This window comes from Bradyrhizobium sp. NBAIM01 (genome assembly GCF_020194115.1).
In the GTDB taxonomy this organism is placed as follows: domain Bacteria; phylum Pseudomonadota; class Alphaproteobacteria; order Rhizobiales; family Xanthobacteraceae; genus Bradyrhizobium; species Bradyrhizobium yuanmingense.
On the sequence record NZ_JADYVU010000008.1, the window covers coordinates 1 to 25,631 of the forward strand.

At 65.4% G+C, this 25,631-nt stretch carries 27 protein-coding genes; 18 read left to right on the forward strand and 9 right to left on the reverse strand.

Going from position 1 to position 25,631, the window contains the following annotated elements; translation table 11 throughout:
- Positions 1-141: 141 nt before the first annotated feature.
- The gene (locus I6F31_RS24110) at positions 142-315 is read right to left on the reverse strand and encodes a hypothetical protein (protein ID WP_192893250.1); all 174 of its coding nucleotides are present in this window, start codon (positions 313-315) and stop codon (positions 142-144) included.
- A 184-nt stretch (positions 316-499) separates the two neighbouring features.
- Between I6F31_RS24110 and I6F31_RS24115 the strand changes: the two genes are divergently transcribed.
- The gene (locus I6F31_RS24115) at positions 500-688 is read left to right on the forward strand and encodes a hypothetical protein (protein WP_036005037.1); all 189 of its coding nucleotides are present in this window, start codon (positions 500-502) and stop codon (positions 686-688) included.
- On the opposite strand, the gene I6F31_RS24120 is transcribed toward I6F31_RS24115, so the two are convergent.
- The 5 genes from I6F31_RS24120 to I6F31_RS24140 form a co-directional block, all read right to left on the reverse strand.
- Entirely contained in the window at positions 685-1,170 is a 486-nt protein-coding gene (locus I6F31_RS24120) for a metallophosphoesterase family protein (RefSeq protein WP_036005040.1), read from the reverse strand. The two genes, I6F31_RS24115 and I6F31_RS24120, sit on opposite strands and share 4 nt — an antisense overlap.
- Before the next feature lie 14 nt (positions 1,171-1,184).
- The gene (locus tag I6F31_RS24125; RefSeq protein WP_036005044.1) at positions 1,185-1,403 is read right to left on the reverse strand and encodes a hypothetical protein; all 219 of its coding nucleotides are present in this window, start codon (positions 1,401-1,403) and stop codon (positions 1,185-1,187) included.
- A gap of 123 nt (positions 1,404-1,526) precedes the next feature.
- The gene (locus I6F31_RS24130; RefSeq protein ID WP_225186214.1) at positions 1,527-3,293 is read right to left on the reverse strand and encodes an SDR family oxidoreductase; all 1,767 of its coding nucleotides are present in this window, start codon (positions 3,291-3,293) and stop codon (positions 1,527-1,529) included.
- A gap of 87 nt (positions 3,294-3,380) precedes the next feature.
- The gene (locus I6F31_RS24135) at positions 3,381-4,301 is read right to left on the reverse strand and encodes a hypothetical protein (RefSeq protein ID WP_225186215.1); all 921 of its coding nucleotides are present in this window, start codon (positions 4,299-4,301) and stop codon (positions 3,381-3,383) included.
- A 12-nt stretch (positions 4,302-4,313) separates the two neighbouring features.
- Positions 4,314-4,601, reverse strand: coding sequence for a hypothetical protein (locus tag I6F31_RS24140; RefSeq protein ID WP_057029924.1), 288 nt, complete (start codon positions 4,599-4,601; stop codon positions 4,314-4,316).
- A gap of 341 nt (positions 4,602-4,942) precedes the next feature.
- On the opposite strand from I6F31_RS24140, the gene I6F31_RS24145 reads away from it, so the two are divergent.
- From I6F31_RS24145 to I6F31_RS24215, 15 genes are all read left to right on the forward strand, one after another.
- Entirely contained in the window at positions 4,943-6,043 is a 1,101-nt protein-coding gene (locus I6F31_RS24145) for an inositol-3-phosphate synthase (RefSeq protein WP_225186216.1), read from the forward strand.
- Positions 6,043-6,639, forward strand: coding sequence for a histidine phosphatase family protein (locus I6F31_RS24150; protein ID WP_225149758.1), 597 nt, complete (start codon positions 6,043-6,045; stop codon positions 6,637-6,639). The genes I6F31_RS24145 and I6F31_RS24150 overlap by 1 nt, the downstream gene beginning before the upstream one ends.
- Positions 6,636-7,739: a glycosyltransferase gene (locus tag I6F31_RS24155; protein ID WP_225149759.1), complete on the forward strand. Its 1,104-nt coding sequence runs from the start codon at positions 6,636-6,638 to the stop codon at positions 7,737-7,739. Before I6F31_RS24150 ends, I6F31_RS24155 begins: the two co-directional genes overlap by 4 nt.
- Before the next feature lie 2 nt (positions 7,740-7,741).
- Positions 7,742-8,542 carry a nucleotidyltransferase family protein gene (locus tag I6F31_RS24160; protein ID WP_036023674.1) on the forward strand — a complete coding sequence of 267 codons (801 nt, stop codon included), beginning with the start codon at positions 7,742-7,744 and terminating at the stop codon, positions 8,540-8,542.
- Positions 8,539-9,306 carry a TIGR04290 family methyltransferase gene (locus tag I6F31_RS24165; protein WP_036005066.1) on the forward strand — a complete coding sequence of 256 codons (768 nt, stop codon included), beginning with the start codon at positions 8,539-8,541 and terminating at the stop codon, positions 9,304-9,306. The genes I6F31_RS24160 and I6F31_RS24165 overlap by 4 nt, the downstream gene beginning before the upstream one ends.
- Entirely contained in the window at positions 9,303-10,253 is a 951-nt protein-coding gene (locus I6F31_RS24170) for a beta-xylosidase (RefSeq protein WP_036005069.1), read from the forward strand. Before I6F31_RS24165 ends, I6F31_RS24170 begins: the two co-directional genes overlap by 4 nt.
- Positions 10,241-11,446, forward strand: a complete 1,206-nt coding sequence (locus tag I6F31_RS24175; RefSeq protein ID WP_225186217.1) for a phosphopentomutase — start codon at positions 10,241-10,243, stop codon at positions 11,444-11,446. The genes I6F31_RS24170 and I6F31_RS24175 overlap by 13 nt, the downstream gene beginning before the upstream one ends.
- A 209-nt stretch (positions 11,447-11,655) precedes the next feature.
- Entirely contained in the window at positions 11,656-12,768 is a 1,113-nt protein-coding gene (locus tag I6F31_RS24180; RefSeq protein ID WP_225186218.1) for an NAD-dependent epimerase/dehydratase family protein, read from the forward strand.
- Positions 12,768-13,829, forward strand: a complete 1,062-nt coding sequence (locus I6F31_RS24185; protein ID WP_225174869.1) for an SDR family NAD(P)-dependent oxidoreductase — start codon at positions 12,768-12,770, stop codon at positions 13,827-13,829. The genes I6F31_RS24180 and I6F31_RS24185 overlap by 1 nt, the downstream gene beginning before the upstream one ends.
- Positions 13,826-15,112, forward strand: a complete 1,287-nt coding sequence (locus I6F31_RS24190) for a TIGR04295 family B12-binding domain-containing radical SAM protein (protein WP_225186219.1) — start codon at positions 13,826-13,828, stop codon at positions 15,110-15,112. The genes I6F31_RS24185 and I6F31_RS24190 overlap by 4 nt, the downstream gene beginning before the upstream one ends.
- A complete protein-coding gene (locus I6F31_RS24195; RefSeq protein WP_225186220.1) occupies positions 15,109-16,221 on the forward strand; it encodes a glycosyltransferase family 4 protein in 1,113 nt (370 codons plus the stop codon). Before I6F31_RS24190 ends, I6F31_RS24195 begins: the two co-directional genes overlap by 4 nt.
- On the forward strand, positions 16,218-17,348 hold the full coding sequence (locus tag I6F31_RS24200; RefSeq protein ID WP_036005088.1) for a glycosyltransferase: 1,131 nt from the start codon (positions 16,218-16,220) through the stop codon (positions 17,346-17,348). Before I6F31_RS24195 ends, I6F31_RS24200 begins: the two co-directional genes overlap by 4 nt.
- Positions 17,345-18,433: a glycosyltransferase gene (locus I6F31_RS24205; RefSeq protein ID WP_036023658.1), complete on the forward strand. Its 1,089-nt coding sequence runs from the start codon at positions 17,345-17,347 to the stop codon at positions 18,431-18,433. Before I6F31_RS24200 ends, I6F31_RS24205 begins: the two co-directional genes overlap by 4 nt.
- Positions 18,430-19,554: a glycosyltransferase gene (locus I6F31_RS24210; RefSeq protein ID WP_225186221.1), complete on the forward strand. Its 1,125-nt coding sequence runs from the start codon at positions 18,430-18,432 to the stop codon at positions 19,552-19,554. The genes I6F31_RS24205 and I6F31_RS24210 overlap by 4 nt, the downstream gene beginning before the upstream one ends.
- An 11-nt stretch (positions 19,555-19,565) precedes the next feature.
- Entirely contained in the window at positions 19,566-20,630 is a 1,065-nt protein-coding gene (locus tag I6F31_RS24215; RefSeq protein ID WP_225186222.1) for a UDP-glucuronic acid decarboxylase family protein, read from the forward strand.
- Positions 20,631-20,676: 46 nt separating this feature from the next.
- Here the strand turns inward: I6F31_RS24215 and I6F31_RS24220 are convergent, their stop codons facing one another.
- Together I6F31_RS24220 and I6F31_RS24225 are read right to left on the reverse strand one after the other, a co-directional pair.
- Positions 20,677-22,989: a TonB-dependent receptor gene (locus I6F31_RS24220; RefSeq protein WP_036005099.1), complete on the reverse strand. Its 2,313-nt coding sequence runs from the start codon at positions 22,987-22,989 to the stop codon at positions 20,677-20,679.
- Positions 22,970-24,049, reverse strand: a complete 1,080-nt coding sequence (locus I6F31_RS24225; RefSeq protein WP_051056883.1) for a HoxN/HupN/NixA family nickel/cobalt transporter — start codon at positions 24,047-24,049, stop codon at positions 22,970-22,972. The genes I6F31_RS24220 and I6F31_RS24225 overlap by 20 nt, the downstream gene beginning before the upstream one ends.
- A 108-nt stretch (positions 24,050-24,157) precedes the next feature.
- Here I6F31_RS24225 and I6F31_RS24230 point away from each other — a divergent pair, with 108 nt between their 5' ends.
- Together I6F31_RS24230 and I6F31_RS24235 are read left to right on the forward strand one after the other, a co-directional pair.
- Positions 24,158-24,310 (forward strand): hypothetical protein, encoded by a 153-nt coding sequence (locus I6F31_RS24230; RefSeq protein WP_156447252.1) that lies wholly within the window; start codon positions 24,158-24,160, stop codon positions 24,308-24,310.
- Between the two features lie 72 nt (positions 24,311-24,382).
- Complete coding sequence (locus I6F31_RS24235) at positions 24,383-24,583, forward strand: hypothetical protein (protein WP_036005102.1); 201 nt, start codon at positions 24,383-24,385, stop codon at positions 24,581-24,583.
- Between the two features lie 15 nt (positions 24,584-24,598).
- On the opposite strand, the gene I6F31_RS24240 is transcribed toward I6F31_RS24235, so the two are convergent.
- The gene (locus I6F31_RS24240; RefSeq protein WP_036005247.1) at positions 24,599-25,600 is read right to left on the reverse strand and encodes a formate dehydrogenase subunit gamma; all 1,002 of its coding nucleotides are present in this window, start codon (positions 25,598-25,600) and stop codon (positions 24,599-24,601) included.
- Positions 25,601-25,631: the final 31 nt, after the last annotated feature.

A 25,631-nucleotide genomic window follows, 5' to 3' on the forward strand; every position in this document is an offset into this window, starting at 1 on the left:
CCCCGCCACCGGCGCTTCCTCCCCCGCCGCCACCTCCCTGCCCGAATGCCGCTCCGGCGGAGGCGGTCACCAGCACGGCGAGCAGCACCAGACCTGTCCTGCTCATCGACTGTCTCTTGGTGCATCTGTTGAGGTCGAGCATCATCGATCCTGCTGGTAGCCCTGGTTGGTCGTGTTCTGCTTGATGTTGCCGTGGCGGCCCTGGGTATCGAAATTCTCGCGGCCCGGCTCCCGTTCTGTCGGCTCGACGGCCGGATCGGAACCGGGTCCCTTGTTGCTCCGCTGTTCTTCGGGGACTGGAGGCATCTTTGACATGTGCTGCTCCTGTGTCGATGGTTCGCAATGTCGAAATAGAACAATGAGTTGTCGCAGGGGTCGTTCCTGCGCCGATCGCCGCAGCGCGAGACAGGGAACACCGCGCTGCGTCCCGGGTTGATCAGAGGGTGCTGCCGCAGCCCATCCTGCGAGCTCGACAGGGAAACTCTCGACGGGGAAAGACATGCCAAAGGCGACTGAACCTGAAACCGATCCGCGAGAGACACCGCTCGACGATCCGCGCCGGAAGACCGATATGCCGACGCACCGGCAGACGGATAAGCCTTGGCAAGGCAATCCCGAGAAGGAACAGATCGATCCGGAACGGCCGCCGCTGGATCTGGAGCGGTGGCAGAAATCGAAGACGCACTAGCAGCGGAGGCCTGCTGGCGTGTCGAGATCGTGAATGACCGGCCGCAGCGGCCCGCCGGAGTGCAGTTCCATCGTTGCCAGCGTAATCGGCAGCTTGAAGCGGCGCTTCCCTGCGCTGCCTGGATTCAGATAGAGCACGCCGTTGACGGTTTCGATCCGCGCGCGGTGGGAATGCCCTGAGACCACGACATCGATCCCGAGCTCGGCAGGATCGATCGTCAGCTCGTTAAGGTCGTGCAGGACGTGGAAGCTGCGGCCGCCGAGGCGCAGCGTTTGTGTTTCGGGAAAGCGTTCAGCCCACGTGCCCCGGTCGACATTTCCCCTGATCGCGGTGACGGGTGCGATGCGGCAAAGCCCGTCCATCACCGCCTGGGCGCCGATGTCGCCGGCGTGGATGATGTGCGAGACGCCGGCGAGGCAGCGCTCCGCCTCGGGCCTCAGCAGTCCATGCGTGTCGGCGATCACCCCAATCATGAACGTCATGTCAGATCACGGCTTCAGTGCACTACATCCAGCGGCATCCGGCCGATTTCCTCACCATCCTCATTCGTGACGAGGATCGAGAGGTGGCGGCCCTTGAGCTCGGGACGCTCCTCGAGCAGGCGCCGCGCAATCTCTTCGGCGACATCCAGAGCCTTGATGTCGTCCGGCAAATCGGCGCCTCCCTCGTCGGCTACGGTTTCAGAATCCACCAAATCAAAATGATAGCGCGGCAACGTCTGGTCCTCGGGTGTTCCCGCAGGAACGCGCGGTCTCAGGGCTTCGTTCCGGCGCCGGAGCCATCTGCGGTCCGGCAGGCGGGCATCGCCGTCGGTCCTCGGCGCGAGATTGCCGCGGACTCACGCGCGGCGCCGCCGCGTCCTCGCGCGGGGTCTGGAACGGCCCGCCATCGATGCCGCGAATGCCAGGCCGGCAGCGATCCCGAGCACCACGAGCCCCTTGCTGAGCACAGCGGCCGGCGGAACCTGCTTCCGCACCAGCCAGCCGCCGTCGACGGACGTGCCCTGCGGACCCGCTTCGAGCAAGGTGCCTTCGTTCCTTGCTGCTGGACGCGCGCGCGACAGCAGCCAGCGGAATGCGGCTCCGATGACATTCTCGGTGATCTCAGGGGCAATCGCATAGGCCAGTTGCCCGGCGCGCGCCGGCCACCCCACGGCCACCTCGTCACGCGGCGCGCGGACGAGGCTCAGGAGGGTCTGGGCTACATCTTCGGATTGATAAAGCAGCGGGCCAGGATCGAGCCTTCGTCCGGAAACGTTGGCGCCGTGGACGAAGCCCGGCGTATCGATAATGGACGGAAAGACGCCACAGACGTGAATGTCGGGATGAGCCCGGAGCTCCTGACGCAAGCTTGCGGTGAAGCCGCGCAGGCCGAACTTGCTGGCGGTGTAGGCTGCGGCAAAGGGCGTCGGCGCCCAGCCGCCGAGCGAGATGTTGTTGATCAGGACACCGCGGTTCTGGCGGAGGAAGATCGGAAGCACCGCGAACGCGCCATGCATGGGGCCGAGCAGATTGACCTCGATGGTCCGGCGATGGAGCGCGATGTCGGCATCCTGATAGGCCCCGAACACGCCCGTGCCGGCGTTGTTGATCCAGACGTCGATGCCGCCGAAGGCCTCATCCGCCTCACCGGCCAGACGCTGCACCGCCTCCGCGTCAGTGACGTCGGTCGGCACGGCCAGGGCCCGGCCTCCGAGCGCCTCACAATCCGCAGCAAGCCGCATCAAGACCTCGCCGCGGCGTGCGGCGAGGACCACGCTTGCGCCCTCGCGGGCAAAGGCCAGCGCCGCGGCGCGGCCGATTCCACTGGAGGCGCCGGTGATGACGACGCGCGTGCCGACCATCTGCCCGTGCTCGCGTCCCGAGACGTCCGCGGGAAGCAGCCAGCGCAGGGATCGCCGCAGGCGTGCCGTTCCCTGTGTTTCGAACCAGTCGCCATGCGCAAAGATCACCCGCTCCGGAGCCAGCTTCACGAGCCGCTCGCCCGCAGCCCGCGCCGAACGGCCGCCGAGGCGGAGCAGCAGCCGCAGATAGACCGGGGCCTTCCCGTCCGGCTTGGCAATGCCGAGCAGGCTCGCCGCGGCTGTATTCGAGGCGCTGAGGTGGTGGGGATCGAGGTTCTGCACGATATCCGTCAGAACCAGCGTCCGGCTCCGCCTGTCGAACAGTTCGACCTCCGAGAACATCGGAGCATTCACCGACACCGTTTCGAGGTCGGCGGCCCATTCCTCCGGCGTCGTGTCTCCAAGCTCGCGATCGACGCGGAGGCCGGCCGCCCGCACCTGCCTGCGCGCCGCAAGGCCGCGCGCAGCAAAGATCGCGGCCTGCGGCAGCTGCCTTTGCCATTCTGGCAGGAACATCCAGTGCGCAATATTCGGCGCCAGCAGGTATCTGATCGTGCCCAGCCGCTCCAGCTCTTGGCGCAAAGCCGGCGAATATCTCACCGGCGAATGCAGCACGAGGTCGCCGTTCGACAGGCGGATGACAGTCATCCGCACGGGCAGTTGCAGGCCGGCGGCGTTGATCGGCTTGTCGTTCACGATCCAGATATCGTCGGTCACCTGCGACAGGCTGGCAGTCGACACACCGGCGTCGGAACTTTGCATGAGCGTCTTTCCATTGCGAGGGCGTTGCACCAAAGCGCGTGGGCGGCGCTCGTTCCTCATCAATGTCTTGGAAAGAACGTCTGGAAATCACATCGCCGCGGTCGTTCGACCTCCTTCGAGCCGCACCCGTAGCGCGTTGCGGGCGTCGGCGATGACATCGACCCAATCGCCCGGCCGTGTTTGATGAAACAGCCGCAGGCTCGGGTACCAGAACGAACGCGCACCGGATTGGGGCCAGCGCCAGTCGCAATCGGCATGCAGCAAGACCCAGGCCTCGCATCCCAGCGCGCCCGCAAGGTGTGCCACCATGGTGTCGACACAGATGACGAGATCGAGCTGCCGCAGGCGATGGCCGAGAGCGACGATATCAGGCGTGCTGATGTCCCGTGCCCCGATCGCCGCGAGCACTTCGGTGCTGGCGCCGCGCTGGAGCGAATGGAGCGTCACGCCGGATCCAGCGAGATTGCGCAGCAAGACGGCCGGAACCTCCCGCCGCTTGTCCCACTCACCGACTTTCCAGACCAGGCCGACGGCCAGCCCTTGTTCTCGCCGAAGCGGCTGAAGGGCGATTGGAGGCAGCCCCAGATAAGGAACGCGGATCTCGACCTGGTCGCGGCGCGCTCGGATGGCGTGCGGCACCTCCATGATCTCGATGTCGACCTCGAAAGCGCTCTCGGGCGCACCATCATGCAGCGGGATGGCGCGATCGACGCCCGCTGCGCCCTCGACCATCGGCAGCAGCTCGGGTTGACACCACAGGGTGACGCTGCGCGCAATCGCGCGAAGCGGCTTCATGAAGCGCAGGAACTGGATGGTGTCGCCGAGCCCGTGATAGCAGCGCACCAGCACGTGCTTATCTTTCAGGTCCTCGCCGCGCCAGATCCGCTGGAGGTGGCGCGGGCCAGTGTGCTTGGGCGGATGCGCGATCTCCAGCAAATCACCATCGTTGATGGTCCAGGCGCGTGCGAAATCGCCCGCCCTGATCGCTTCCGCCCAGCCGCCCGCCATCTCGCGCGGTCGCTAGTGTCGCACGAACTTGTGGAATCGACTGAGCTTGCCGTCCTTGGTTCGATCCTGATGCAGGAACGCGATGCCGGCTTCATCGAACTTCTCGAAGAACGCGTCCCAGCTGATGCGATCCAACGCTTCATCCGGCGGATCGAAATCAATACGCAGGATTCCGGCGTGGCCACCCTCCTCCGTCGCCTTCACGGTCGCCGGTTTCCCGCCGCGTTCTTCGGCCCATTTCTGGATGACGTTGTGATCGGTGGTCTCGTGGGCTTCGCTGTTCTGTGCCTTGGATGTCATGTCACACCTCGTTCACTAGGCGGGCGATGAACGCCGCACCGCATCGAACCATTGGCCGACAAACGCGGGCCGGAGTGATTGGTTCTTCGCGGCAGATACGAAACGGTCCGCGTGAGGCGAGCATCATCTTCTTCATCTTCATCATGAAAGCCGTTCGTTCCGAGCAGGCGGTGCGGGATTTTATCCCATGTTAAGCGCGTCGCATTTTCTCGCGATGAATCGGCCGAGGCGTGCCGCCCGCCATCTCCTTTCCAGGAACGAACATACCTTCCACACGTTCGCCGACGTACTTACACCGACTCTTGCACCGACGCCGCGCGTTTTCCGGAGGGCTTCATTCCATGCATTCTCGTCTCCAACACAGGCGCCGCGTGCGCGTCGGACTCGTCGGCGTCGGCAATTGCGCGAGCTCCTTCGTCCAGGGCCTCACCTACTACCGGAACGCCAAGTCGAACGAGCCGGTCCCGGGGCTAATGAACGCGGATCTCGGCGGTTACCATATCAGCGATATCCAGATCGCTTCGGCGTTCGACGTCAACGCCAACAAGGTCGGCCGCGACGTCGCCGATGCGATCTTCGCCTCGCCCAACAACACGCACCGTTTCTCCGACGTCGCGCCGACAGGCGTGATCGTGCAGCGCGGACCGGTCCTGGACGGCATCGGGCATTATCTCACCGACGACGTTCCGATTGCGGACGTGCCGGAGGCCGACGTGTCCGAAGTGCTGGCGATGTCCCGCACCGACGTTCTGGTCTCCTATCTTCCGGTCGGCTCGCAGCGCGCCAGCGAATGGTATGCGGCGCGCGCCATCGAGGCCGGCTGCGGCTACGTCAATTGCATTCCGGTCTTCATCGCCTCCAATCCCGAATGGCGGCGCCGCTTCGAGGAGGCCGGCCTGCCGATCGTCGGCGACGACATCAAGAGCCAGGTCGGTGCCACCATCCTGCATCGCGTGCTCGCTAACCTGTTCCGCGAGCGCGGGGTGCGGCTCGACCGCACCTACCAGCTCAATGTCGGCGGCAACACCGATTTCAAGAACATGCTCGAGCGGGAGCGGCTGGCCTCGAAGAAGATCTCCAAGACCCAGGCCGTGACCAGCCAGTTCGACGTCCCCATGGACCCCGACAACATCCATGTCGGACCGAGCGACCACGTGCCGTGGCTCACCGATCGCAAGCTCGCCTTCATCCGCCTGGAGGGAACGACCTTTGGCGGCGTTCCCCTGAGCGCCGAGGTCAAGCTCGAGGTCTGGGACTCCCCGAATTCGGCGGGCGTCGTGATCGACGCGGTGCGCTGTGCCAAGCTCGCCATGGACCGCGGCCAGGCCGGAGCGCTGACCGGCCCTTCGAGCTATTTCATGAAATCGCCGCCGCAGCAGTTCACCGACGAGGAGGCCGGACGGCGGACGCGCGCCTTCATCGACGACAAGGCGTTTGCGTGATGGCTGGGATCATCCATCTCGTCCGCCACGGTCATCATGCCCTGCTCGGCCGCATCCTGTGCGGCCGGATGAAAGGCGTCGCGCTCGACGATCTCGGCTGTGAGGAAATGGCGCGCTGTGCCGGCACCATCGCGGCGCGGCCATCGCTCATTCAGTCCAGCCCGCAACGGCGCTGTATGCAGTCGGCATGCATCCTCGCGGCGCATTTCAGGCTGCCGGTCGAGATCGTTCCTGCCCTCGACGAACTCGATTATGGCGAATGGACCGGGCGATCGTTCGACGAGCTGGCGCCGGATCCCCGATGGTCGCGCTGGAATGGGCGACGCGGCACCAGCCGCCCGCCCGGCGGCGAGAGCATGCGGTCGCTTCAGAACCGCATGGTCGCTCATCTGGAGCAGCTGCGCGGCGACCGCAATCTCGACGCGGTCGTCCTCGTCAGCCACGCCGAGCCGATCCGTGCCGCGCTGCTGCACTATTCGCGCATGCCGCTCGATCAGTTTCTTTCGATCGAGATCGATCCTGCCAGCATCAGCACGCTCCGCGCCGACAGAAGGGGCATGAAGATCACCGGGATCAACCAGCGGGTGCCGGCGTGAAGATCGTCATCTTCGGCCTGACAATCTCGTCTTCCTGGGGCAACGGTCACGCCACCTTGTGGCGCGGCCTCTGCAAGCATCTCGCGCGTTCGGGACACAGCGTCGTCTTCTTCGAGCGCGACGTGCCCTATTATTCCGGTGCCCGGGATCTCTACGAGCTGCCGGGCGGCGCGCTCCGACTGTTCGCGAACTGGGACGATGTGCGGCAGGCGGCAAGCGCGGAGGTCCGTGACGCCGACGTTGCGATCGTGACCTCCTATTGCCCCGATGCGATCGCCGCGACCGAGCTGATCCTTGCTGAGGATCGTGCCGTTCCCGTGTTCTACGACCTCGATACTCCGGTCACGCTGGCAAGGCTCATCGCCGGCGAGGCCGTTCCCTATATCGGCCCGCGCGGCCTGCGGGACTTCGCGCTGGTGCTCAGCTTTACCGGCGGGCCTCACGTTGCGGACGAATTCCGCAACAGGCTCGGCGCGCGCGACACGCGGCCGCTTTATGGGCATGTCGACACAGACATCCACCATCCGGTCGCGCCGCAGCCGCATTATCGCGCCGATTTGTCCTATCTCGGCACCTACTCCGAAGACCGCCAGCACACGCTCGAGGCGCTTTTCGTTGCGCCCGCGCGGGCGCGCCAGGATCTCCGCTTCCTGATCGGCGGCGCGCAGTACCCGGACGATTTCCCATGGTCGCCCAACATTTATTTCGTGCGGCACCTGCCGCCGTCCGAGCACGCGCCGTTCTTTGCCTCATCGCGGCTGACCCTCAACGTCACCCGCCGGGCCATGGCGGAGATGGGCTGGTGCCCGTCCGGCCGGCTGTTCGAGGCCGCGGCCTGCGGTGCCCCGCTGCTGAGCGACGACTGGCCCGGAATAGCGGACTTCTTCGCGCCCGGAGAAGAGATCCTGATCGCACGCGACGAGCACGACGCGCTTGCCGCACTCGCGATGCCGGATGCCGAGCTCAGGCGCATGGCCCTGCGCGCCTATGAGCGCACCATGGACCAGCACACATCCGACAAGCGGGCGCGTGAACTGATCTCGATGCTCGAGCAGATTGCGTCGAGCCGCATCAGCCGGCAACAAATCGAGGAGGCCTGATCATGTGGGGCATCGTTCCGGCCGCGGGCCGCGGCAGCCGTATCCAGCCGCTTGCGTTCTCGAAGGAATTGCTGCCGGTCGGCAGCCGGCATGACGACGGTACCGACCGTCCCTGCGCGGTCTCCGAATATCTGCTGGAGCGCCTCATCCTCGGCGGCGCGGACAAGATCTGCTTCGTGATCTCGCCCGGCAAGTCCGACATCCTCGAATATTTCGGCGACCATTACGGCAGCGCCGAGCTCGCCTATGTGGTGCAGCCCGAAGCCTCCGGCCTGTGCGACGCGGTGTTCAGGGCAAGCACCGTCGTCGGGCGGCACGAAGACGTCATGGTCGGCTTGCCCGACACGGTGTGGTTTCCCAAGGCGGCCCTGCAATCCCTGCCCGAGGCAGACCTCTCGTTCCTGCTGTTCCCGGTCGAGCACCCCGAATTCTTCGATGCGGTGGTGCTGGACGGCGAGCAGGTGACGGAGATCCAGGTCAAGCAGCCGAATGCAGCCTCGCGCTGGATCTGGGGTGCTTTCAAGATGTCGGCCCACGGCTTCCGCCAGCTCCAGGCGCTGTGGCACGCACGCGAACGCCGCGACGAATATTTCGGGACGCTGGTCAATGCCTACCTTTCGGCCGGCGGCAACGGCATCGGGGTCAAGGCCGGCGAATCCTACGTCGATGTCGGCACCATCGACGGCTATCGCACGGCAATGGCCCTGCTCGCCGAGGGCGTCGAGGGCCGTTCCAAGTCGCGGACCCGCGCCTCATCGGACGGGGCCCGGCCGGTCTCAATGAATAACGGAGCGATTGCATGACCAGAGGCGCCCTCTCCCGCGAGGAAATCCGCCAGCGCGTCGATGCGCTGGGGCCATGGTTTCACAATCTCGACCTCAAGGGCGTGCCGACAGCGCCGTCGCACTTTCTCGGCGACTACCCCAATGTGAAGTGGCAGCGCTTCTCCGGCATCATTCCGGACCGGCTCGAAGGCAAGACCGTGCTCGATATCGGCTGCAATGCCGGCTTCTACGCCATGGAGATGAAGCGGCGCGGCGCCGAACGCGTGCTCGGCCTCGACACCGACGAAGAATATCTGGCCCAGGCCCGCTTCGCGGCCGAGGTGAACGGGCTCAGGATCGAATTCCGCAAGATGTCGGCCTATGATGTCGGGCAGCTCCGCGAAAAGTTCGACCTCGTGATCTTCATGGGCGTGCTCTATCATCTGCGACACCCGCTGCTGGCGCTGGACCTGATCCATGAGCACGTCGCCGGCGATCTCCTCCTGTTTCAGTCGATGCTGCGCGGCGACAGCCGGGTCGATGCGATCGAGAAGAATTACGACTTCTGGACCACCGACCAGTTCGATTCCTCCGGCTACCCGAAGCTGCACTTCATCGAGCACAAATATGCCGACGACCCCACCAATTGGTGGGTGCCCAATCGCGCCTGCGTCGAGGCCATGCTGCGCAGCGCCGGCTTTGCGATCGCGGCCCATCCGGAAGAGGAGGTCTATCTGTGCAAGCGCACGGTACGGCCGCAGGCTGACGGACCGGTTTATCCATCACGGGAGGCGGGTCGATGATCGAGGCTGCCAAGATCTGGAACGAGCCCAACAACAAGTCGCATTGGGACCTGCTGATCGACCCGGACTGGGCGATGTTTGCCAACTTGGCGCTCGCGGCCGGCAAGGCCATCCGCAGCGCGCATCCGACCTTGCCGCGCGTGCTCGGCGGCATTTCGCCGATCGACCCGTCCTTCATGCGCAGCATGCAGGCGCGTGGCGTGCTCGATCACGTCGACGCCGTCGCCGTGCACGGCTTTCCGCTCGACTGGAATTTATGGCAGATCGGAGAATGGCCGGCCAAGATCGAGGAGATCAAGGCTGTTACCTCGCTCCCGGTCTGGGTGACCGAGGTCGGCGTCTCCTCGTTCGGCGCCGAGGAGGTGCAAGCCTGGGGCCTGTCGCGCACCGCCGACCTTCTGATCGGCCGCGCGCCGCGCATCCACTGGTACAGCCTCTATGATCTCCCTTCGGCCTGGGAGGCGACCACGCGGCACAAGGAGGCCGAGGGGTCCTCCTATTACCGGCATTTCCACATGGGCCTGCTGCGCGAGGATGGAACGCCGAAAGCCGCGGCGGAGCTGTTCGGCCAATACGCCGCCGACATGGGCCTCTGCCAGTGGTTTCATTTCGAGGACCATCGTCTCGATGACGCCGTGCGCTGGATGCGACGGTTCGGCGTGCGGCACTTGCGGACCGGCCTGTCATGGGCCGACAGCTTCCGCCCCAACGCACTGGACTGGTTCGACCGCCAGATGGATGCGCTGGCCGAGTTCGAGATCACTGTGACGTTCTGCTTCACGCCGGAACACCGCGGTCTCGAACCGCATCACACCAGCCCGCCGCTCGACGTGAACGAGTTCGCCGATTTCTGCGCGCAGATGGTCGAGCGCTATTGCACGAAGACCGGTCTCGCCTCCTCTAGTGGCGTCTCCCCGCCGATCAGGGAGCCGACATGCGTGCCCTGATCCTGGTGATGGATTCCGTCGGAATCGGCGCCGCGCCCGACGCCGCCAATTACGGCGACGAAGGTGCCGACACCATCGGCCACATTGCGGATGCATGCATGGCCGGGCGTGCCAATAGTCCGCAGCGGGAGGGGCCGCTGTGCCTGCCAAATCTCGTGGTGCTCGGCCTCGGCGAGGCCTGCCGCCTTGCGACGGGGCGCGTCCCGCCCGGGCTCGACGGCCGGGTTCAGGGTGCGCGCCATGGATGCGCCAGCGAGATATCGAGGGGCAAGGACACGCCATCCGGCCATTGGGAGATCGCCGGCGTGCCTGTCGCGTTCGACTGGGGCTATTTTCCAAAGATCCAGCCCTGCTTCCCGCGCGATCTCGTAACAAAGCTGTGCGAACAAGCCGGACTGCCCGGCATCCTCGGCAACTGCCACGCCTCCGGCACCGACATCATCGCCGAATTCGGCAAGCGCCACATGCGCAGCGGCGAGCCGATCTGCTACACCTCGGCCGACAGCGTGTTCCAGATCGCGGCGCACGAGGAGACGTTCGGGCTTGAGCGGCTTTACGACGTTTGCACGATCGCGAGACGGCTGGTCGATCCCCTGAACATCGGCCGCGTCATCGCGCGTCCGTTCGTCGGAACGGACGCAGGCAATTTCAAGCGCAGCTCGCACCGGCGCGATTTCTCGGTTCCGCCGCCCGAGCGAACCATCCTCGACCTTGCAGAAACTGCCGGCCGCGACATCGTCACGATCGGCAAGATCGACGACATCTTCGCTCATCGCGGCACCGGGAGAAACCTGCGCGGCGACGGCAATGCAGCGCTGTTCGATGCCACGCTCGATGGGCTTGGAGGCCTTGCAGAAGGCGGGCTTTTGTTCGCCAACTTCATCGATTTCGACACGCTCTACGGCCACCGCCGCGACGTCGCCGGCTACGCAGCGGCGCTCGAAGCTTTCGACGCCCGCCTCCCCGAGCTGCTGAGCCGGCTGCGAAGCGACGATCTCCTCATCATCACCGCCGATCATGGCTGCGATCCGACCTGGAGCGGCACCGATCATACGCGCGAGCAGGTCCCGATCCTGGCGTGGACCGCGCAGTCAACGGCTCCGATCAGCCGACGCGCCGGCTTTGCCGACATCGGCGCGACGGTTGCAAGACATCTCGACCTGCCGGCGCCACTTCATGGCGCGCATTTCTAGCCGGGATTCTAGCTGGGATTCACTTGGGTTATTGATCCAGGTTAGAGAAACTTTCGTTTGTAGGTTTCGCAGGAACGAACATTCCTTGCACCGCTTCTAACTCCCAGACGTGACTGGCGCGCAGGTCGCCCGACCAAGCAAAGGCGCGCTTCAACTCTCATCATCGGCTGGTCCCGAACGGATCGGTCCCATGCGGCACGGAGCGGTGAATGACGCGAGTATTGATTACCGGAGGCGCGGGATTCATCGGTTCGCATACGGCCGACGTGCTGCTTGCGGCTGGCTATGAGGTCCGCCTTCTCGACAATCTCTCTCCGCAGGTCCATGGCGGCAACCGTCAGCGGCCCGCTTATCTCGCGGACGATGCCGAGCTCGTGGTCGGCGACGTCACGGACAGCGTCGCCGTCGAACAGGCCTTGCGCGGCGCCGACATGGTCCTGCATCTCGCCTCCGCCGTCGGCGTCGGCCAGAGCATGTACGACATCGAGCCCTATGTCAGGACGAACGAGCTCGGCACCGCCGTGCTGCTGCAGGCGCTGGCGAAGCGACCGGTCGCACGGCTGGTGGTGGCGTCCTCGATGAGCATCTACGGCGAGGGCCTGTATCGTGATGCCGTCGGCAACGTCGTGGCTTGCGACGAACGACCGATCGGGCAGCTTCGCCAAGGAGAGTGGGAACTGCGGGATCATGCAGGCCATACGCTCGATCCCGTGCCTACGCCTGAGACCAAGCAGCCGTCTTTGAGCTCGATCTACGCGCTGAACAAATATGCGCAGGAGCGGATGTGCCTGATCACGGGCAAGGCCTACGGCATTCCGACGGTCGGCTTGCGCTTCTTCAACGTGTTCGGTCCGCGGCAAGCGCTGTCGAATCCCTATACCGGGGTGCTGGCCATCTTCGCCGCGCGGCTGCTCAATGGCCGGCCGCCGCTCGTCTTCGAAGACGGTCTGCAGCGGCGCGACTTCGTCCACGTGCACGATGTCGCCCGCGCCTGCCGCATGGCGCTCGAATCCGACCACGCCCAGGACGTCTTCAACGTCGGCTCGGGCCAGAGCCGCACCATTCTGTCGGTAGCCGAGGATCTTGCCCAGGTGATGGGACGGTGCGAGATCGCTGCCGAGATCACACGGAAATACCGTGCTGGCGACATCCGGCACTGCTTCGCCGACATCGGCAAATCACGCGACCTGCTCGGCTTCGAGCCGCATGTCGCGTTCAAGGACGGGCTCGAAGAGCTCGCCGGGTACCTCGCCGACCAGATCGCCGACGATCAGGCGGAGCGGGCGACCCGTGAGCTGCTGCAACGAGGGTTGGTCGCGTGATGAGTGAACAAGACAACAGACCCGTCCTGGTCACCGGCGGCTGCGGCTTCATCGGCTGCAATCTCGCCGACCGTCTGGCCGAGCGCGGCGACCGTGTGCTGGTGCTGGACAATCTCGCCCGCGCCGGCGTGCGCGAGAACGCGCAATGGCTGAAATCCCGGCATGGCGACCGCGTCGCGATCACGGTGGCCGATATCCGCGACCCCATTCCGGTGATCGACGCCGTGCGCGAGGCACGCGCCGTGCTGCACCTCGCGGCCCAGGTCGCCGTCACCGACAGCGTCAGCGATCCCTCGGCCGATTTCGAGATCAACGCCCGTGGCACGCTGAACGTGCTCGAAGCCGTCCGCCTGCACAACGCCTCGGCCCCGGTGATCTTCGCCTCGACCAACAAGGTCTACGGGCGCCTGATCGAGGACAGCGAGATCGCGCTCACCGGCCGTCGCTACACGCCGGTCAACGATCTGCTCGCCGGCGGCATTTCGGAGAACGCCCCGCTCGATTTCTACAGCCCCTATGGTTGCTCCAAGGGCACCGCCGATCAATACGTCCACGATTATGCCCGGGTGTTCGGGCTGCAGACCGTGGTGATGCGCATGAGCTGCATCTACGGGCCGCGGCAGTTCGGCACCGAGGACCAGGGCTGGATCGCACACTTCCTGCTCAGCGCCATAAGCGGCAATCCGCTGACGATCTATGGCGACGGCAAGCAGGTCCGCGACGCGCTGCACGTGTCGGACGCGGTGAGCGCCTGGCTCGCGGCGCTCGACCACATCGCGCTGGCGCGCGGGCGCGTCTTCAATCTCGGCGGCGGTCCGGCGAATGCGATCAGCCTGCTCGAGTTGATAGACCGCATCACCGAGCTGACGGGCCGCAAGGTCAGCTATCGCTTTGCAGACTGGCGACCGGGCGATCAGCCCTGGTACGTGACCGACACGCGGGCGCTCGCCACCGCGCTCGGCTGGACGCCGCAAATGCCTCTCGCCGATGGCCTGCGCTCGCTCCACACCTGGCTCGACAGCCGCTTCGGATCACAGGACAGAAGCGAGGCCCTGGCATGACGCGGGTCGCCCTCATCAATCCGAACTGGGACTTTTCGGGCAGCATCTATTTCGGCTGCCGCTCGCCTCACCTGCCGCTCGAGCTCGGCATCTCCCAGCACTATCTGAAGGCGGCCGGCCACGACACGTTGCTGCTCGATGCGCATATGTTCGATCTCTCCCTCCGCGACATCGAGGCCGAGCTGCGCGCCTTTCGTCCCGGCCAGATCGTCTTCACCACCGCACCGACCTATCTGTTCTGGCGCTGCGCGCCGCCCGAGCTGCGCGTGCCGCAGCAACTCGCCATCGCGGTGCGGGACCTTGCGCCGACCCTGATCGCGGTCGGCCCGCATGGTTCGAGTACGCCGAAGACCGCCCTGAGGAAGCTTGGCGTCGATATCGTCGTGATGGGCGAGTGCGAGGCGTCCCTGCTGCGTCTCGCCAATGGCGAGCGAGACTTTCCCGGCCTGTGCTTCGCCGACGGTGCTTCGCTCCGGGTCAATGGCGGTCCGCAGGCGGTCGCGTTCAGCGATCAGCCAGCGCTCGACTGGCCTGACGAGATGATCCGGCGTCACCATCACCATCATCACCGCTTCGAGGCCGAGCCGACGGCGCCCGGCGCCGAGGTGGAGGCCTCGCGCGGCTGTCCCTTTAACTGCACGTTCTGCGCCAAGGAGAATTTCCGCAACGCCTATCGCAAGCGGCCGCCCACCGTCATTCTCGACGAGATCGATCGTCTGCGCCGCCATGGCATCGAGTACGTCTACTTCATCGATGAGATCTTCCTTCCGAACCGCGAGCTGCTGGAGGGCTTGACGACGCGCGGGCTGAAGTTCGGCGTGCAGACGCGGATCGACCTCTGGAAGCCCGACATGCTCGCCCTGCTCGGGCGCGCCGGCTGCGTCTCGATCGAAGCCGGCATCGAGAGCCTCACCGTGGAAGGGCGCGCGGCCCTCGCCAAGAATTGCAAGATGACGACGGATCAGCTCGCCGACCGGCTGGTCGAAGCCCGCCGCCACGTCCCCTTCGTGCAGGCCAACCTGATCGAGGTGCCCGAGGACGACGATCCCGTGGTGCAGCGCTGGCGCCGCACCATGCAGGATGCCGGCGTCTGGGCCAACGATCCGGTGCCGCTCTATCCCTATCCCGGCTCTCCCGACTACCGCAGGCTCTGGGGCGAGCCCGACGACGTCGCCTGGGAGCGCGCACACCGGCACTATCTCGCGATGTTCGACCAGTTCAGCGACGTGCAGAACGATCGCCCGGTCCCGCTCGACAGCCTCGAACTCCAGGTGGCCTCATGAGCCGTGGCGCCGACATCAGGATGATGATGACGACCGACACGGTTGGCGGCGTGTGGACCTATTCCTGCGCCCTCGCCGCCAGTCTCGCTGCGTCCGGGGCCGACGTCACGCTGGTGACGCTGGGCCCGCGGGCACGGGCCTATCAGCGTCAGATGCTGCACGAGACCACCGTTCACCTGATCGAGACGGACCTCGCACTCGAATGGCAGGACCCGGAGGGCCAAAACGTTTCCGACGCAAGGCGCGTGCTTGCAAACCTGGAAGCCAGATTGATGCCCGACGTTGTGCATCTCAACAGCTTCCGCGAGGCGACCTTTGCCTGGCAGGCCCCGACAGTGCTGGTGGCGCATTCCTGCGTAAATTCGTGGGCACTCGCCTGCCACGATACGGCCTGGCTTGGCGAGCCCAAATGGCGCCGCTACAGCGAGCGGGTCGCCGCCGCGCTCGACGCGGCGCAGGCCTGGGTCTGTCCGAGCCGGGCCTTCCACGACGACATCACGGCGATCTACCAGCCGCGATCGCGCGGCGCGGTGATCTGGAACGGAATTTCGCCACGCGCCCCGTCTGGGCGAAAGCAGGACCTGATTTTCGCGGCAGGACGGCTGTGGGACCGAGCCAAGAACATCGAAGCGCTCGCCGCCGCCGCGCCCAGGCTGGATTGGCCGGTCGAGGTGGCCGGTCCTATCGAAGCACGCCTGCCAGCGGGTATCACCTGGCTCGGAGAGCTGCCGCACGCGGCGCTGGAGACGCGCCTGCAGCATGCAGCGATCTTCGTCAGCCCCGCACTCTATGAACCGTTCGGTCTCTCGGTGCTGGAAGCCGCCGCCGCCGGCTGCGCGCTGGTCCTCTCTGACATCCCGACCTTCAGGGAATTGTGGCGCGGCGCCGCCTTGTTCGTCGATCCCGCCGACAGCGAGGCGCTGCACCGGGCTCTGGCAGATCTTTGCGCTGACGAGATGGGCCGCGCAAAGCTGCAGCGGGCCGCCTATGAGCAATCCCTGACCTATTCGCTGACGCGCATGACGAGCGCCTATCTCGGTCTCTACCAGGATCTGATCGCATCGCGCCGGACGAGCGCCGCGGCCAGCCAAATCGAGGTGCGCGCATGAAATGCGTCCTGTTCTATCATGCCTTCACCTCCTGCTGGAACAACGGCAACGCGCATTTCCTGCGAGGCTATGCACGCGAGCTCCATGCGCTTGGGCACGAGGTGGTCGTGTTCGAGCCCATCGACGGCTGGAGCCGCCTGAACGCCATTCGCGAAGGAGGGAGTCATGCGATGGAGGACATTCCCGCCCTCTTCCCCGGCATCGACATCCGCCGCTACGACACCAGCCTCGATCTCGAGCGGGCGCTTGATGGCGCGGATCTCGTCATCGTGCATGAATGGAATTCGCCCGATCTCATCGCGCAGATCGGGCGCAGGCGGGTGCAAGGCGGGTCCTTCACCCTGCTCTTTCACGATACCCATCACCGTGCGGTCAGCGCGCCCGACGAGCTTGCGCAATTCGATCTCGACGGATTCGACGGCGTGCTCGCCTTCGGCGAGGTGCTTCGGCAGATCTATCTGAAGCTCGGCTGGGCAGACCGGGTCTTCACATGGCACGAGGCAGCGGACGTTGCGCTGTATCACCCGTTGCCCCAGGTCGAGCGGACCGACGATCTGGTCTGGATCGGCAATTGGGGCGACGGCGAGCGCAGCGCCGAGCTGAACGAGTTCCTGGTCGAGCCCGTGGCGGAGCTGAAGCTCCGCGCGAGCGTCCATGGCGTCCGCTACTCGGATGACGCACTCCACACCATCAGGAGCGCAGGCATCCGCTATGGCGGTTGGCTGCCGGCGCACTGGGCCCCCGTCGCGTTCGCTAGCGCGCGCGCGACCATCCATGTGCCGCGCGGGCCTTACGTCGCCCTGCTTCCGGGCATCCCGACCATCCGCGTGTTCGAGGCGCTGGCCTGCGGCATTCCCCTGGTCTCGGCACCCTGGTCGGATGAGGAAGGCCTGTTCCCCGAGGGCGCTTATCTCAGCGTTGCCGACGGCGCGCAGATGAAGCATGCGCTTCGTATCATCATCGACGATCCGGAATTCTCTGCCGCGATGGTGGAGACCGGACTGAAGGTCATCCGGGATCGTCATACCTGCCGCCACCGCGCCGAGCAGCTCATCGACATCGTCACCGACCTCAGGGATTCCAGCCGTTCGGCACGGCCTCAGCACGACATCGGAGCCGTTGCATGAAGATCTGCTTCTTCGGATCCAGCCTCGTCTCGTCCTACTGGAACGGCGCTGCCACCTACTATCGTGGCATGCTGAAGGAGATCGCGGCGCTCGGCCACGAGGTCACCTTCTACGAACCCGACGCCTTCGACCGCCAGTCGCATCGCGACATCGACGAGCCGGATTGGGCCAGGGTGGTGGTGTATCCCGCGACTGCGGACGGCTGGCGCCGCGCGCTCGACACCGCCGCACAATCGGCCGACATGCTGGTCAAGGCCAGCGGCGTCGGCGTCTTTGATCTCGAGCTGGAGAACGCCGTCGCCGCGCTGCCCTCGCGGCTGACGCGGATCTATTGGGACGTCGATGCTCCCGCCACGCTCGAGGCGATGGAAAGCGATCCGCAGCATCATCTGCGTCGCGCGATCCCATACTACGACATGGTCCTGACCTATGGCGGCGGCGAACCCGTCGTCTCCGCGTATCGATCGGTGGGCGCGCGGGACTGCGTGCCGATCTACAACGCACTCGATCCCTCCACGCATTTTCCGTCACCGCCCAATCCGCGCTTTGCCTGCGATCTCAGCCTGCTGGCGAACCGCCTGCCCGACCGCGAGACGCGCGTCGAGCATTTCTTCCTCGACGTTGCACGCCATCTGCCCGAAAAGTCCTTCGTGCTCGGCGGCTCCGGCTGGGACGACAAGGACGCCTCCGCCAATCTGCGCAAGGTCGGCCATGTCGGCACCGCCGATCACAACGCGTTCTTCGGCTCCGCGCTCGCCACGCTCAACGTCAATCGCGACAGCATGGCGCGCTATGGCTTCTCACCGCCGACGCGGGTGTTCGAAGCGATCGGCGCCGGCGCGTGCCTGATCACTGACGAGTGGGCCGGCATCGATCATTTCCTCGAACCCGGCCGCGAGGTGCTGGTGGCCGCCGACGGAGCCGAGGTGGCCGAGCACCTCACCGCGCTCGATCCCGAGCGGGCCCGGTCGATCGCCCGCCGCGCCCGCGCACGCATCCTCAGCCAGCACACTTACCGGCAGCGCGCCCGCCAGTTCAACGATCTCTTCGTCGCCCACAGCTCCCGAATCGAGGCAGCAGAATGAACCTCTCCATCGTCGTCATCGGTCTTTCGGTCACTTCGTCCTGGGGCAACGGTCATGCGACGACCTACCGCGCCCTGATCGAAGCGCTGGCGCGACGAGGTCACCGCGTCACGTTCCTGGAGCGGGACGTGCCCTGGTATCGGGATCACCGCGACCTGACCAAGCCCTCTGCCTGGACTGTCGAATTGTACCAATCTTCGAAAGATGTTCCGCGCCAGTTCGGCAAGCTGATCCGCGGTGCCGATCTGGTGATCATCGGCTCTTATGTTCCTGACGGGATCGCGCTCGCCGAATGGACCACGACGCACGCGAGGGGCATCACCGCGTTCTACGACATCGACACGCCAGTCACTCTGGCGCGGCTCGAGCAAGGCCTCGACTATCTCTCGGCGGCAATGATCCCGCGCTTCGATCTCTATCTGTCGTTCACCGGCGGACCGGTGCCCGGCATGATCGAGCAGAGCTACGGCAGTCCGCTCGCGCGTGTGCTTTACTGCAGCGCAGACGCGGAGATCTACGCGCCGAAGCAGGCGCCGCCGAAATGGGCGCTCGGCTATCTCGGGACCTACAGCGAGGACCGGCAGCCCGTTCTCGAGGAGCTGCTGCTGGCACCGGCGCGCACGCTGCCGTCGGATCAATTCGTCGTCGCCGGCGCGCAATATCCGGACAATATCGCCTGGCCCGCCAACGTTACGCGGATCGAGCACCTCTCGCCGAAGCAGCACCCGGAGTTCTACGCGGCGCAGCGTTTCACGCTGAACGCCACCCGCGCCGACATGAAGGCGCTGGGCTTCTCCCCGAGCGTGCGGCTGTTCGAGGCGGCGGCCTGCGGCACGCCCGTGATCTCGGACCGCTGGCCGGGGATCGAGACGATCTTCGCGCCCTCGAAGGAAATCCTGCTGGCAGCCAGCCCGCGCGAGGTTGTCGAGATCCTGCGCGACATGCCGGACGAGCAACGGCGCACGATCGCCCACAACGCGCGGCGGCGGGTGCTCGCCGACCACACCCCCGACCATCGCGCGCGGCAGCTGGAGACCTATTACGCCGAGGCAGCCGCGCGGCGCCGCCGCAAGACGGCGCCACTCCCCGTCGTTCGCCCCATGCAGGTCGCCCAACTCTGAAAGGCCACGTCATGACGCTCCAGACCCGCATCCACGCGTCCCGCCGCTCGCCGACGGTCCTGGTCGCCGGCGGCGCCGGCTTCATCGGATCGCATCTCTGCGACGCGCTCCTGCAACGCGGCAGCATGGTGATCTGCCTGGACAATTTGTTCACGGGAACCACCGACAACATCCGGCCCCTGCTCAACCATCCGAACTTCCGCTTCATCGAGCATGACGTACGCGATTCCATCGAGATCGAGGGCGAGATCGACCGGATCTACAGCCTCGCCTGCCCGGCCTCGCCCCGCCATTATCAAGTCGATCCGGTCGGAACGATGAAGACCTGCGTGCTCGGCTCGATCAACCTGCTCGAACTGGCGCGGCAGAAGGGCTCCCGGATTCTTCAGGCCTCCACCAGCGAGGTCTACGGCGACCCGGAGGTGCATCCGCAGCCGGAATCCTATCTCGGCAACGTCAATCCCGTCGGGCCGCGGGCCTGTTACGACGAAGGCAAGCGGGCCGCGGAGACGCTGATGTTCGACTATCGGCGGATGCACGGGACGGAGATCAAGGTCGCGCGCATCTTCAACACCTACGGCCCGCGCATGCTCGAGAATGACGGCCGCGTCGTGTCCAACTTCATCGTGCAGGCGTTGCGTGGCGAGCCGATCACGATCTACGGCCAGGGCACGCAAACCCGCAGCTTCTGCTTCGTCGACGATCTTGTGCGGGGGCTTCAGCTCCTGATGGAGAGCCCCGCCTCGGTCAGCGGTCCGTGCAATCTCGGCAATCCGCACGAGGTCACGATCGAGGCCATCGCCCGTGAGGTGCTCGCATGCACCGAATCTGCGTCCCCGCTGCGCTTCGAGCCCCTGCCGAAGGACGATCCCAGGCGGCGCAAGCCTGTGATCGACGCCGCCGAGAATATCCTGGGATGGCGTCCGAGGGTGGCATTGAAGGACGGCCTTCAAGCGACCATCGCCTACTTTGCGCTCCGTCTCGCCGGGGAATCGCCCACGCTCGTGCCGGCCATCGCCGCGCGCAGGACGCGCCCTCCAGCACGCGGCCGCCTGACGATGTCCGAGCAACCGTGAAGGCAAATCCTTTGACAGGCTAGCCCAGTGTGCTCGCGCAACAGGCCTAAAACATTCCGGCCACAGTGACCCGAAACGCCATCGGCTCGACCGGGTGCAGCACATAGTCCATCACGCCGTTCCCGCAGACTGCGGCCGGTGCGGCATTGGCGGCGCAGAGATTGTAGAGCGCATCGGTCTTCAACAGCGAGCCATAGGCATAGGTGATCTGGTTCGCCTTGCTGTTGAACAGGTTGAGCACGTCGAACTGGATGCGCCAGCCGTTCTCGCTGCGGTAGCCGAGCCGCGCGTTGGCGATGCCGGTCGGCCGCGAGCGGAACGCATTGTCCTCGGTCAACGGGCTCGCGCCGATGTAGCGCCAGCGCGCGCTGCCGAACCAGCCGGTCTTCTCGCCAAGCGTTATTCCGGCCGATGCCACCATCGCCGGGGCGTTGGGAATGTAGTTGCCGGGCGCATTGCCGATTTGCGCCTCGGGATAGCCGGCGAGCGAGGCATAGACCGCGGCCTGCTCGCCGTCATGGCCACGGAAGCGCGCATGCGTCATTGCAAGATCCACATCGATGTCGATCCAGGACCGCGGCCGGTAATGATTGGTCCACTCGAAGCCGTAGCGGCGGCTGGCGCGGGTTGCCGAGGTATCGCCGGCATCGCCGGAGAACAGGATCTCGGAATCCTGGTCCAGGATGAAGAGGCTGAGAGAGCTCTCGAGGCCGGGAACGATCCTGCTGCGAACCCCGACCTCCGCGCCTCTGGTGCGCACCAGGAGCGGCGACGGCGTGAGCCTTGTCGCGGGATCGGTGGGATCCTCCGTCGTGGTCGCACCGCGGGCATCGTTCGAGTGCATGCCGTAGCCGGCGCCGAGGAAGAATTCCGTATGATTGAACGGACCAAGCACCATCCTGAATTTCGGGCTGCCGAGCGCGGCATCGGCGCGACCGGAATTTGCGGCGTTGAACAGAGAGATGACGTCGGCGGCGTAATAATCGCCGCGCCAGCCCAACGTCGTCCTGAGCCAGTCGGTCCAGCGCACCGTGTTTTCGGCAAAGACCCCGACGCTGCCCTCGCCGACCTTGTCGCTGCGGATATTGCCGATGAAGCCGCGACGGAACGTATTGGTGAGCGCGAGGTCGATCGCATCATAACGCGATTGCAGACCGAAGGTGGTCTGCATCGGCAGGCCGGCCAAGGAGCCGTCCAGCGTGCGCGAGACATTGGCGCCCGCCATCAAGCGGTCGTCGTGCTGGTGGAACTGGTCGCCGAGCACGGGATCGTCAAGGAAGTAAGTGAAATTATTGAAGAGGTCGAGTTGGCTCTTCACCAGATAGGCGTTGGCCTTCCATGAACCGATGTCGTCGGTCTGCGCGATGCGCCCGGACAGCGCAAAGCGGTTGGCATGACCGCCGTCGCTCGGATCTTCCGAACCGTACCGGCCGAGCAGGCCGCTGGTGACGGCGCGCTGCGGCACCTGGTCGGTCGCATTCCATTTGTTGACGTAGGCCATGCCGGTGAGCGACATGCCGTCGGTCGCGGTGCCCTGGCTGTAGCGCACGAGGCCGTTGAGCTTTCGCAATTTGTCCGGATTGTCCCACGGGCCGTCGTAGGTACCGATCTCGCCGGCCACCAGCAGCGAACCGTCGCCAACTTTCGCGGAATCCATGCCGAGCAGACGGCGGTAACCGAAGCTGCCGGCGCTCACCTGCGCCAGCCGCCTTGTGCTGTCGATCAGGCCGATGTGAACGCTTCCGACCGAGGCGAAGTCGCCTTCGTCGGCGAAGTAAGGTCCCTTGCGCACGTCCATTGCGGCGATGGTTTCCGGGATCAGCCAGTTGAGATCGGCATAGCCCTGGCCATGTGCGTGGGTGCGCATGTTGACGGGGACGCCGTCGACGATGATCGCCAGATCGGTGCCGTGGTCGAGATTGTACCCGCGCAGGAAATACTGGTTGGCTTTGCCCTCGCCGGAATGCTGCGTCACGATCAGACCGGGCACGGCTTCGAGCGCCTCGCCCGGCCGTGTGAAAGGGCGCGCGTTGATCTCGTCGCCGGAGACAGTGATCTCGCTGGCCATGCCGGCTGCGGCCCTTGCACCCGAGCCGGCACTGCGCGGATCCGACGCCTGCGCCGTCGCGGAAGACACGAAGATCCGGCGGCCGGCCGCGGGCGATCTGGCGGCACGGCGCGATGCGGCCGTCATCTTGCGCCCGGACGCGGCGCCACCACTGACCTCGACCGGCGGCAGTTCGCGTGAGGCGTCATTGCTCTGTGCAAAGGCGCGGCCGTCATCCGCGAGCAGCGCCAAGACCGAGAGTGCCGTCAAAGCGCCGCCGTGACGACCGTGCTCAGGCCGCCTCGGTCGCATCGGTGCATTCCAAAACTTTCGTGTCGGCGCGGCGAGGCTCGTTCCCGAACATGCGGCGATAGAGCACGACCGAGACGAGCCATGCGACCGCAAACAGCGCGATCACGACAAAGCCGACATTGGCAAGCGACTCGTTGAGGTCCTCGACCAGCACCCATGCGCCGCCGGAGAGACCGAGCCGCTCGCCGATCAGGCCGAGCGCTTCGATCCCGCCGATGAACAGTGCAACCGCGACGGAGGCGCCGGTGATCGTGAGATTGTACCAGAGCTTGCGCAAGGGATCGACGAAAGCCCAGCGATAGGCGCTCACCATCAGCGCGGAATCGGCAGTGTCGACCAGCGCCATGCCTGCAGCGAACAGCGCGGGGAAAACCAGCACATCGGCGAGCGAGGCGCCGCGCGCGGCTTCGCTGGCGGAGATGCTGAGCAGGCTGATCTCCGTCGCGGTGTCGAAGCCGAGGCCGAACAGGAAGCCGAGCGGGTACATGTGCCAGGGCTTCGTCACCAGGCGGAACATCGGGCCGAGCAGCCGGGCCAGAATACCGCGGCTGGCAAGCAGCGCATCGAGCTGCGCAGCATCGTGAACGCCCTGGTCCCGCGCCGCGCCAAACGTCCGCCACAGGCCGACGAAAATGACGAGGTTGATCGCGGCAACCGCAAGCAGGAACAGCGCCGAGACTGAGGTGCCGATGAGACCGCCGATCTCCTTGAGCAGGCTGTCGCCGCCGAGGCTCACGACGCCCAGTGCCAGCAGCATGGTCGCCACCACGACGACGGTGGAATGGCCGAGCGCGAAATAGAGGCCGACGCTGCGCGGCGTCTCGGCGCCTTGCATCAGCTTGCGCACGACGTTGTCGATCGCGGCAATGTGGTCGGCATCGACGGCATGACGCAGGCCGAACACCCAGGCCAGCAAGGCCGTCGCCATCACCGTCGGCCGGTCGCCGAACAGCGTGAAGGCCCAGGCCCATGCGGCGATGTTGGCGGCGACGAGCCCGCCAAGCAGCGCCACCGTTCCGGGCTCGACCGCCCGCAAAGTCCGCATCGCTGCTCGTTCCATTCGCTCGCCCTTACAGTATGACGTTTATCAAAATTTCTCATACTGGCAAGAGCAAGAGCCGGACCAGTTTCGGTCTGCCCCCTGACGAGCCGACGGAATGCGAGCCAAATGGCGGGCCTGATGGAGGAATTCCGCGTCAGCGGGATCACCGCGCCGATGCGGGATGGGCGCTCGCATTGGCAAGCAGATATCCAGTTTGACGCCGAAGTTGACGGTCGTCAGGGGGAGCTCGACCCACGCAACTGGAACCCGTTGCTGTGAAGCCGCTCACATCCGATTCGACGATCCCGATGTATTCATCGTGCCGGGTGGAGATGGCAGACGGAGACGCGCATGAAATTCCTCATGCTCTCGCTAATCGCAGCCATGCTTCTCGCCGGTGCGGCCAATAGCGTGTTCAGGCCGCATGCAGTACCTCACTTCGGTCAGCCCGGCATGGCGTCCATTCAAGACATGCAGACGGGCCAAGCCGACAAGCTTCCCGAGCAGGAGCTGCAGGACCGCTCCGTCTTGTTTGCGAAAGAGCCGCGGTAGGCCGGCAGGTCCGCTTTATTCGGCCGCTGCGGTCGCGGGTTGCCGCTGCCCGTCGTTCGGTCCCGTTCGCGCCATCTGCTCGTCGAGCCAGAGGCTGTGGTGCTCGCGCGCCCAGTTGACGTCGACTTCGCCCGAGCCCATGGCCGCGAACGCACCTTCCATGCCGATGGTGCCGATATAGATGTGCCCGATCATCGCCGCGACGAACAGGACCGCCACAATGGAGTGGACGATCTGGGCCATCTGCATGCTTTCGATACCCGTGCCGTAGAACGGGAACATCAGCGCATAGCCGCTCGCCGCGACGAGCCCACCACCGATCACGACGATCCAGTAGATCATCTTCTGGCCGCCATTGAAGCGATTGGCCGGCGGATGGTCATGCCCGATCAGGCCGCCACCCCGCTTGGCCCATTCGATATCCACCTTGCTGGGAATGTTGCCGCCGATCCACATCAGGAAGATCAGCACGACCCCCAGCGTGAACGGGAAGCTCAGATAATTGTGGGCGTATTTGGCCCATTGCGACCATTCGGAAAAGGCCTCGAAACCGATCAGCGGCAATAGCAGTTGCCGGCCAAAGGTGACGTTGAGGCCGGAGATCGCCAGGATGATGAAGCAGGTTGCCGTCATCCAGTGCACGAAACGTTCGAAACCGTTGAAGCGCACGATGGTGCGGCCCGAGTGGCCGCTTTCCAGCCGAACCATGCCGCGGGTGAGATAGAAGATCATGATCAGGGCGATCATGCCGATGATGGCAACGCCGCCGATCCAGGGCAGCGTCACCATGCGGAATTCCCGCCATTCCCGCCCCTGCGGCTGCTCGAGAACGCCGGACCGCTGATCCGGAATGCTGACACGCCCTTGAATCCGGTTCAGCTCCTGCAGAAGCTGCTGCTCCTTGACCGAGCTTGCAGTCGGATTGACCTGCTGAGCACTCGCAGGCGCCGCCATCGCCAAGAGAAGCAGCGTGCAAACGCCGAACGCCAGGCGAATGAACCTTCCAAATGACGCCATCACGTCCTCCCCGGTATTTGCGCGCCCTTCT

What these genes read in the sequence shown, in the direction of transcription:
- I6F31_RS24110 (WP_192893250.1), bottom strand. Translation starts at nt 315, where the DNA reads ATGTCAAAGATGCCTCCAGTCCCCGAAGAACAGCGGAGCAACAAGGGA.
- I6F31_RS24115 (WP_036005037.1), top strand. Translation starts at nt 500, where the DNA reads ATGCCAAAGGCGACTGAACCTGAAACCGATCCGCGAGAGACACCGCTC.
- I6F31_RS24120 (WP_036005040.1), bottom strand. Translation starts at nt 1,170, where the DNA reads ATGACGTTCATGATTGGGGTGATCGCCGACACGCATGGACTGCTGAGG.
- I6F31_RS24130 (WP_225186214.1), bottom strand. Translation starts at nt 3,293, where the DNA reads ATGCAAAGTTCCGACGCCGGTGTGTCGACTGCCAGCCTGTCGCAGGTG.
- I6F31_RS24135 (WP_225186215.1), bottom strand. Translation starts at nt 4,301, where the DNA reads ATGGCGGGCGGCTGGGCGGAAGCGATCAGGGCGGGCGATTTCGCACGC.
- I6F31_RS24140 (WP_057029924.1), bottom strand. Translation starts at nt 4,601, where the DNA reads ATGACATCCAAGGCACAGAACAGCGAAGCCCACGAGACCACCGATCAC.
- I6F31_RS24145 (WP_225186216.1), top strand. Translation starts at nt 4,943, where the DNA reads ATGCATTCTCGTCTCCAACACAGGCGCCGCGTGCGCGTCGGACTCGTC.
- I6F31_RS24150 (WP_225149758.1), top strand. Translation starts at nt 6,043, where the DNA reads ATGGCTGGGATCATCCATCTCGTCCGCCACGGTCATCATGCCCTGCTC.
- I6F31_RS24160 (WP_036023674.1), top strand. Translation starts at nt 7,742, where the DNA reads ATGTGGGGCATCGTTCCGGCCGCGGGCCGCGGCAGCCGTATCCAGCCG.
- I6F31_RS24165 (WP_036005066.1), top strand. Translation starts at nt 8,539, where the DNA reads ATGACCAGAGGCGCCCTCTCCCGCGAGGAAATCCGCCAGCGCGTCGAT.
- I6F31_RS24170 (WP_036005069.1), top strand. Translation starts at nt 9,303, where the DNA reads ATGATCGAGGCTGCCAAGATCTGGAACGAGCCCAACAACAAGTCGCAT.
- I6F31_RS24175 (WP_225186217.1), top strand. Translation starts at nt 10,241, where the DNA reads ATGCGTGCCCTGATCCTGGTGATGGATTCCGTCGGAATCGGCGCCGCG.
- I6F31_RS24180 (WP_225186218.1), top strand. Translation starts at nt 11,656, where the DNA reads ATGACGCGAGTATTGATTACCGGAGGCGCGGGATTCATCGGTTCGCAT.
- I6F31_RS24185 (WP_225174869.1), top strand. Translation starts at nt 12,768, where the DNA reads ATGAGTGAACAAGACAACAGACCCGTCCTGGTCACCGGCGGCTGCGGC.
- I6F31_RS24190 (WP_225186219.1), top strand. Translation starts at nt 13,826, where the DNA reads ATGACGCGGGTCGCCCTCATCAATCCGAACTGGGACTTTTCGGGCAGC.
- I6F31_RS24195 (WP_225186220.1), top strand. Translation starts at nt 15,109, where the DNA reads ATGAGCCGTGGCGCCGACATCAGGATGATGATGACGACCGACACGGTT.
- I6F31_RS24200 (WP_036005088.1), top strand. Translation starts at nt 16,218, where the DNA reads ATGAAATGCGTCCTGTTCTATCATGCCTTCACCTCCTGCTGGAACAAC.
- I6F31_RS24205 (WP_036023658.1), top strand. Translation starts at nt 17,345, where the DNA reads ATGAAGATCTGCTTCTTCGGATCCAGCCTCGTCTCGTCCTACTGGAAC.
- I6F31_RS24210 (WP_225186221.1), top strand. Translation starts at nt 18,430, where the DNA reads ATGAACCTCTCCATCGTCGTCATCGGTCTTTCGGTCACTTCGTCCTGG.
- I6F31_RS24215 (WP_225186222.1), top strand. Translation starts at nt 19,566, where the DNA reads ATGACGCTCCAGACCCGCATCCACGCGTCCCGCCGCTCGCCGACGGTC.
- I6F31_RS24220 (WP_036005099.1), bottom strand. Translation starts at nt 22,989, where the DNA reads ATGCGACCGAGGCGGCCTGAGCACGGTCGTCACGGCGGCGCTTTGACG.
- I6F31_RS24225 (WP_051056883.1), bottom strand. Translation starts at nt 24,049, where the DNA reads ATGGAACGAGCAGCGATGCGGACTTTGCGGGCGGTCGAGCCCGGAACG.
- I6F31_RS24230 (WP_156447252.1), top strand. Translation starts at nt 24,158, where the DNA reads ATGGCGGGCCTGATGGAGGAATTCCGCGTCAGCGGGATCACCGCGCCG.
- I6F31_RS24235 (WP_036005102.1), top strand. Translation starts at nt 24,383, where the DNA reads ATGAAATTCCTCATGCTCTCGCTAATCGCAGCCATGCTTCTCGCCGGT.
- I6F31_RS24240 (WP_036005247.1), bottom strand. Translation starts at nt 25,600, where the DNA reads ATGGCGTCATTTGGAAGGTTCATTCGCCTGGCGTTCGGCGTTTGCACG.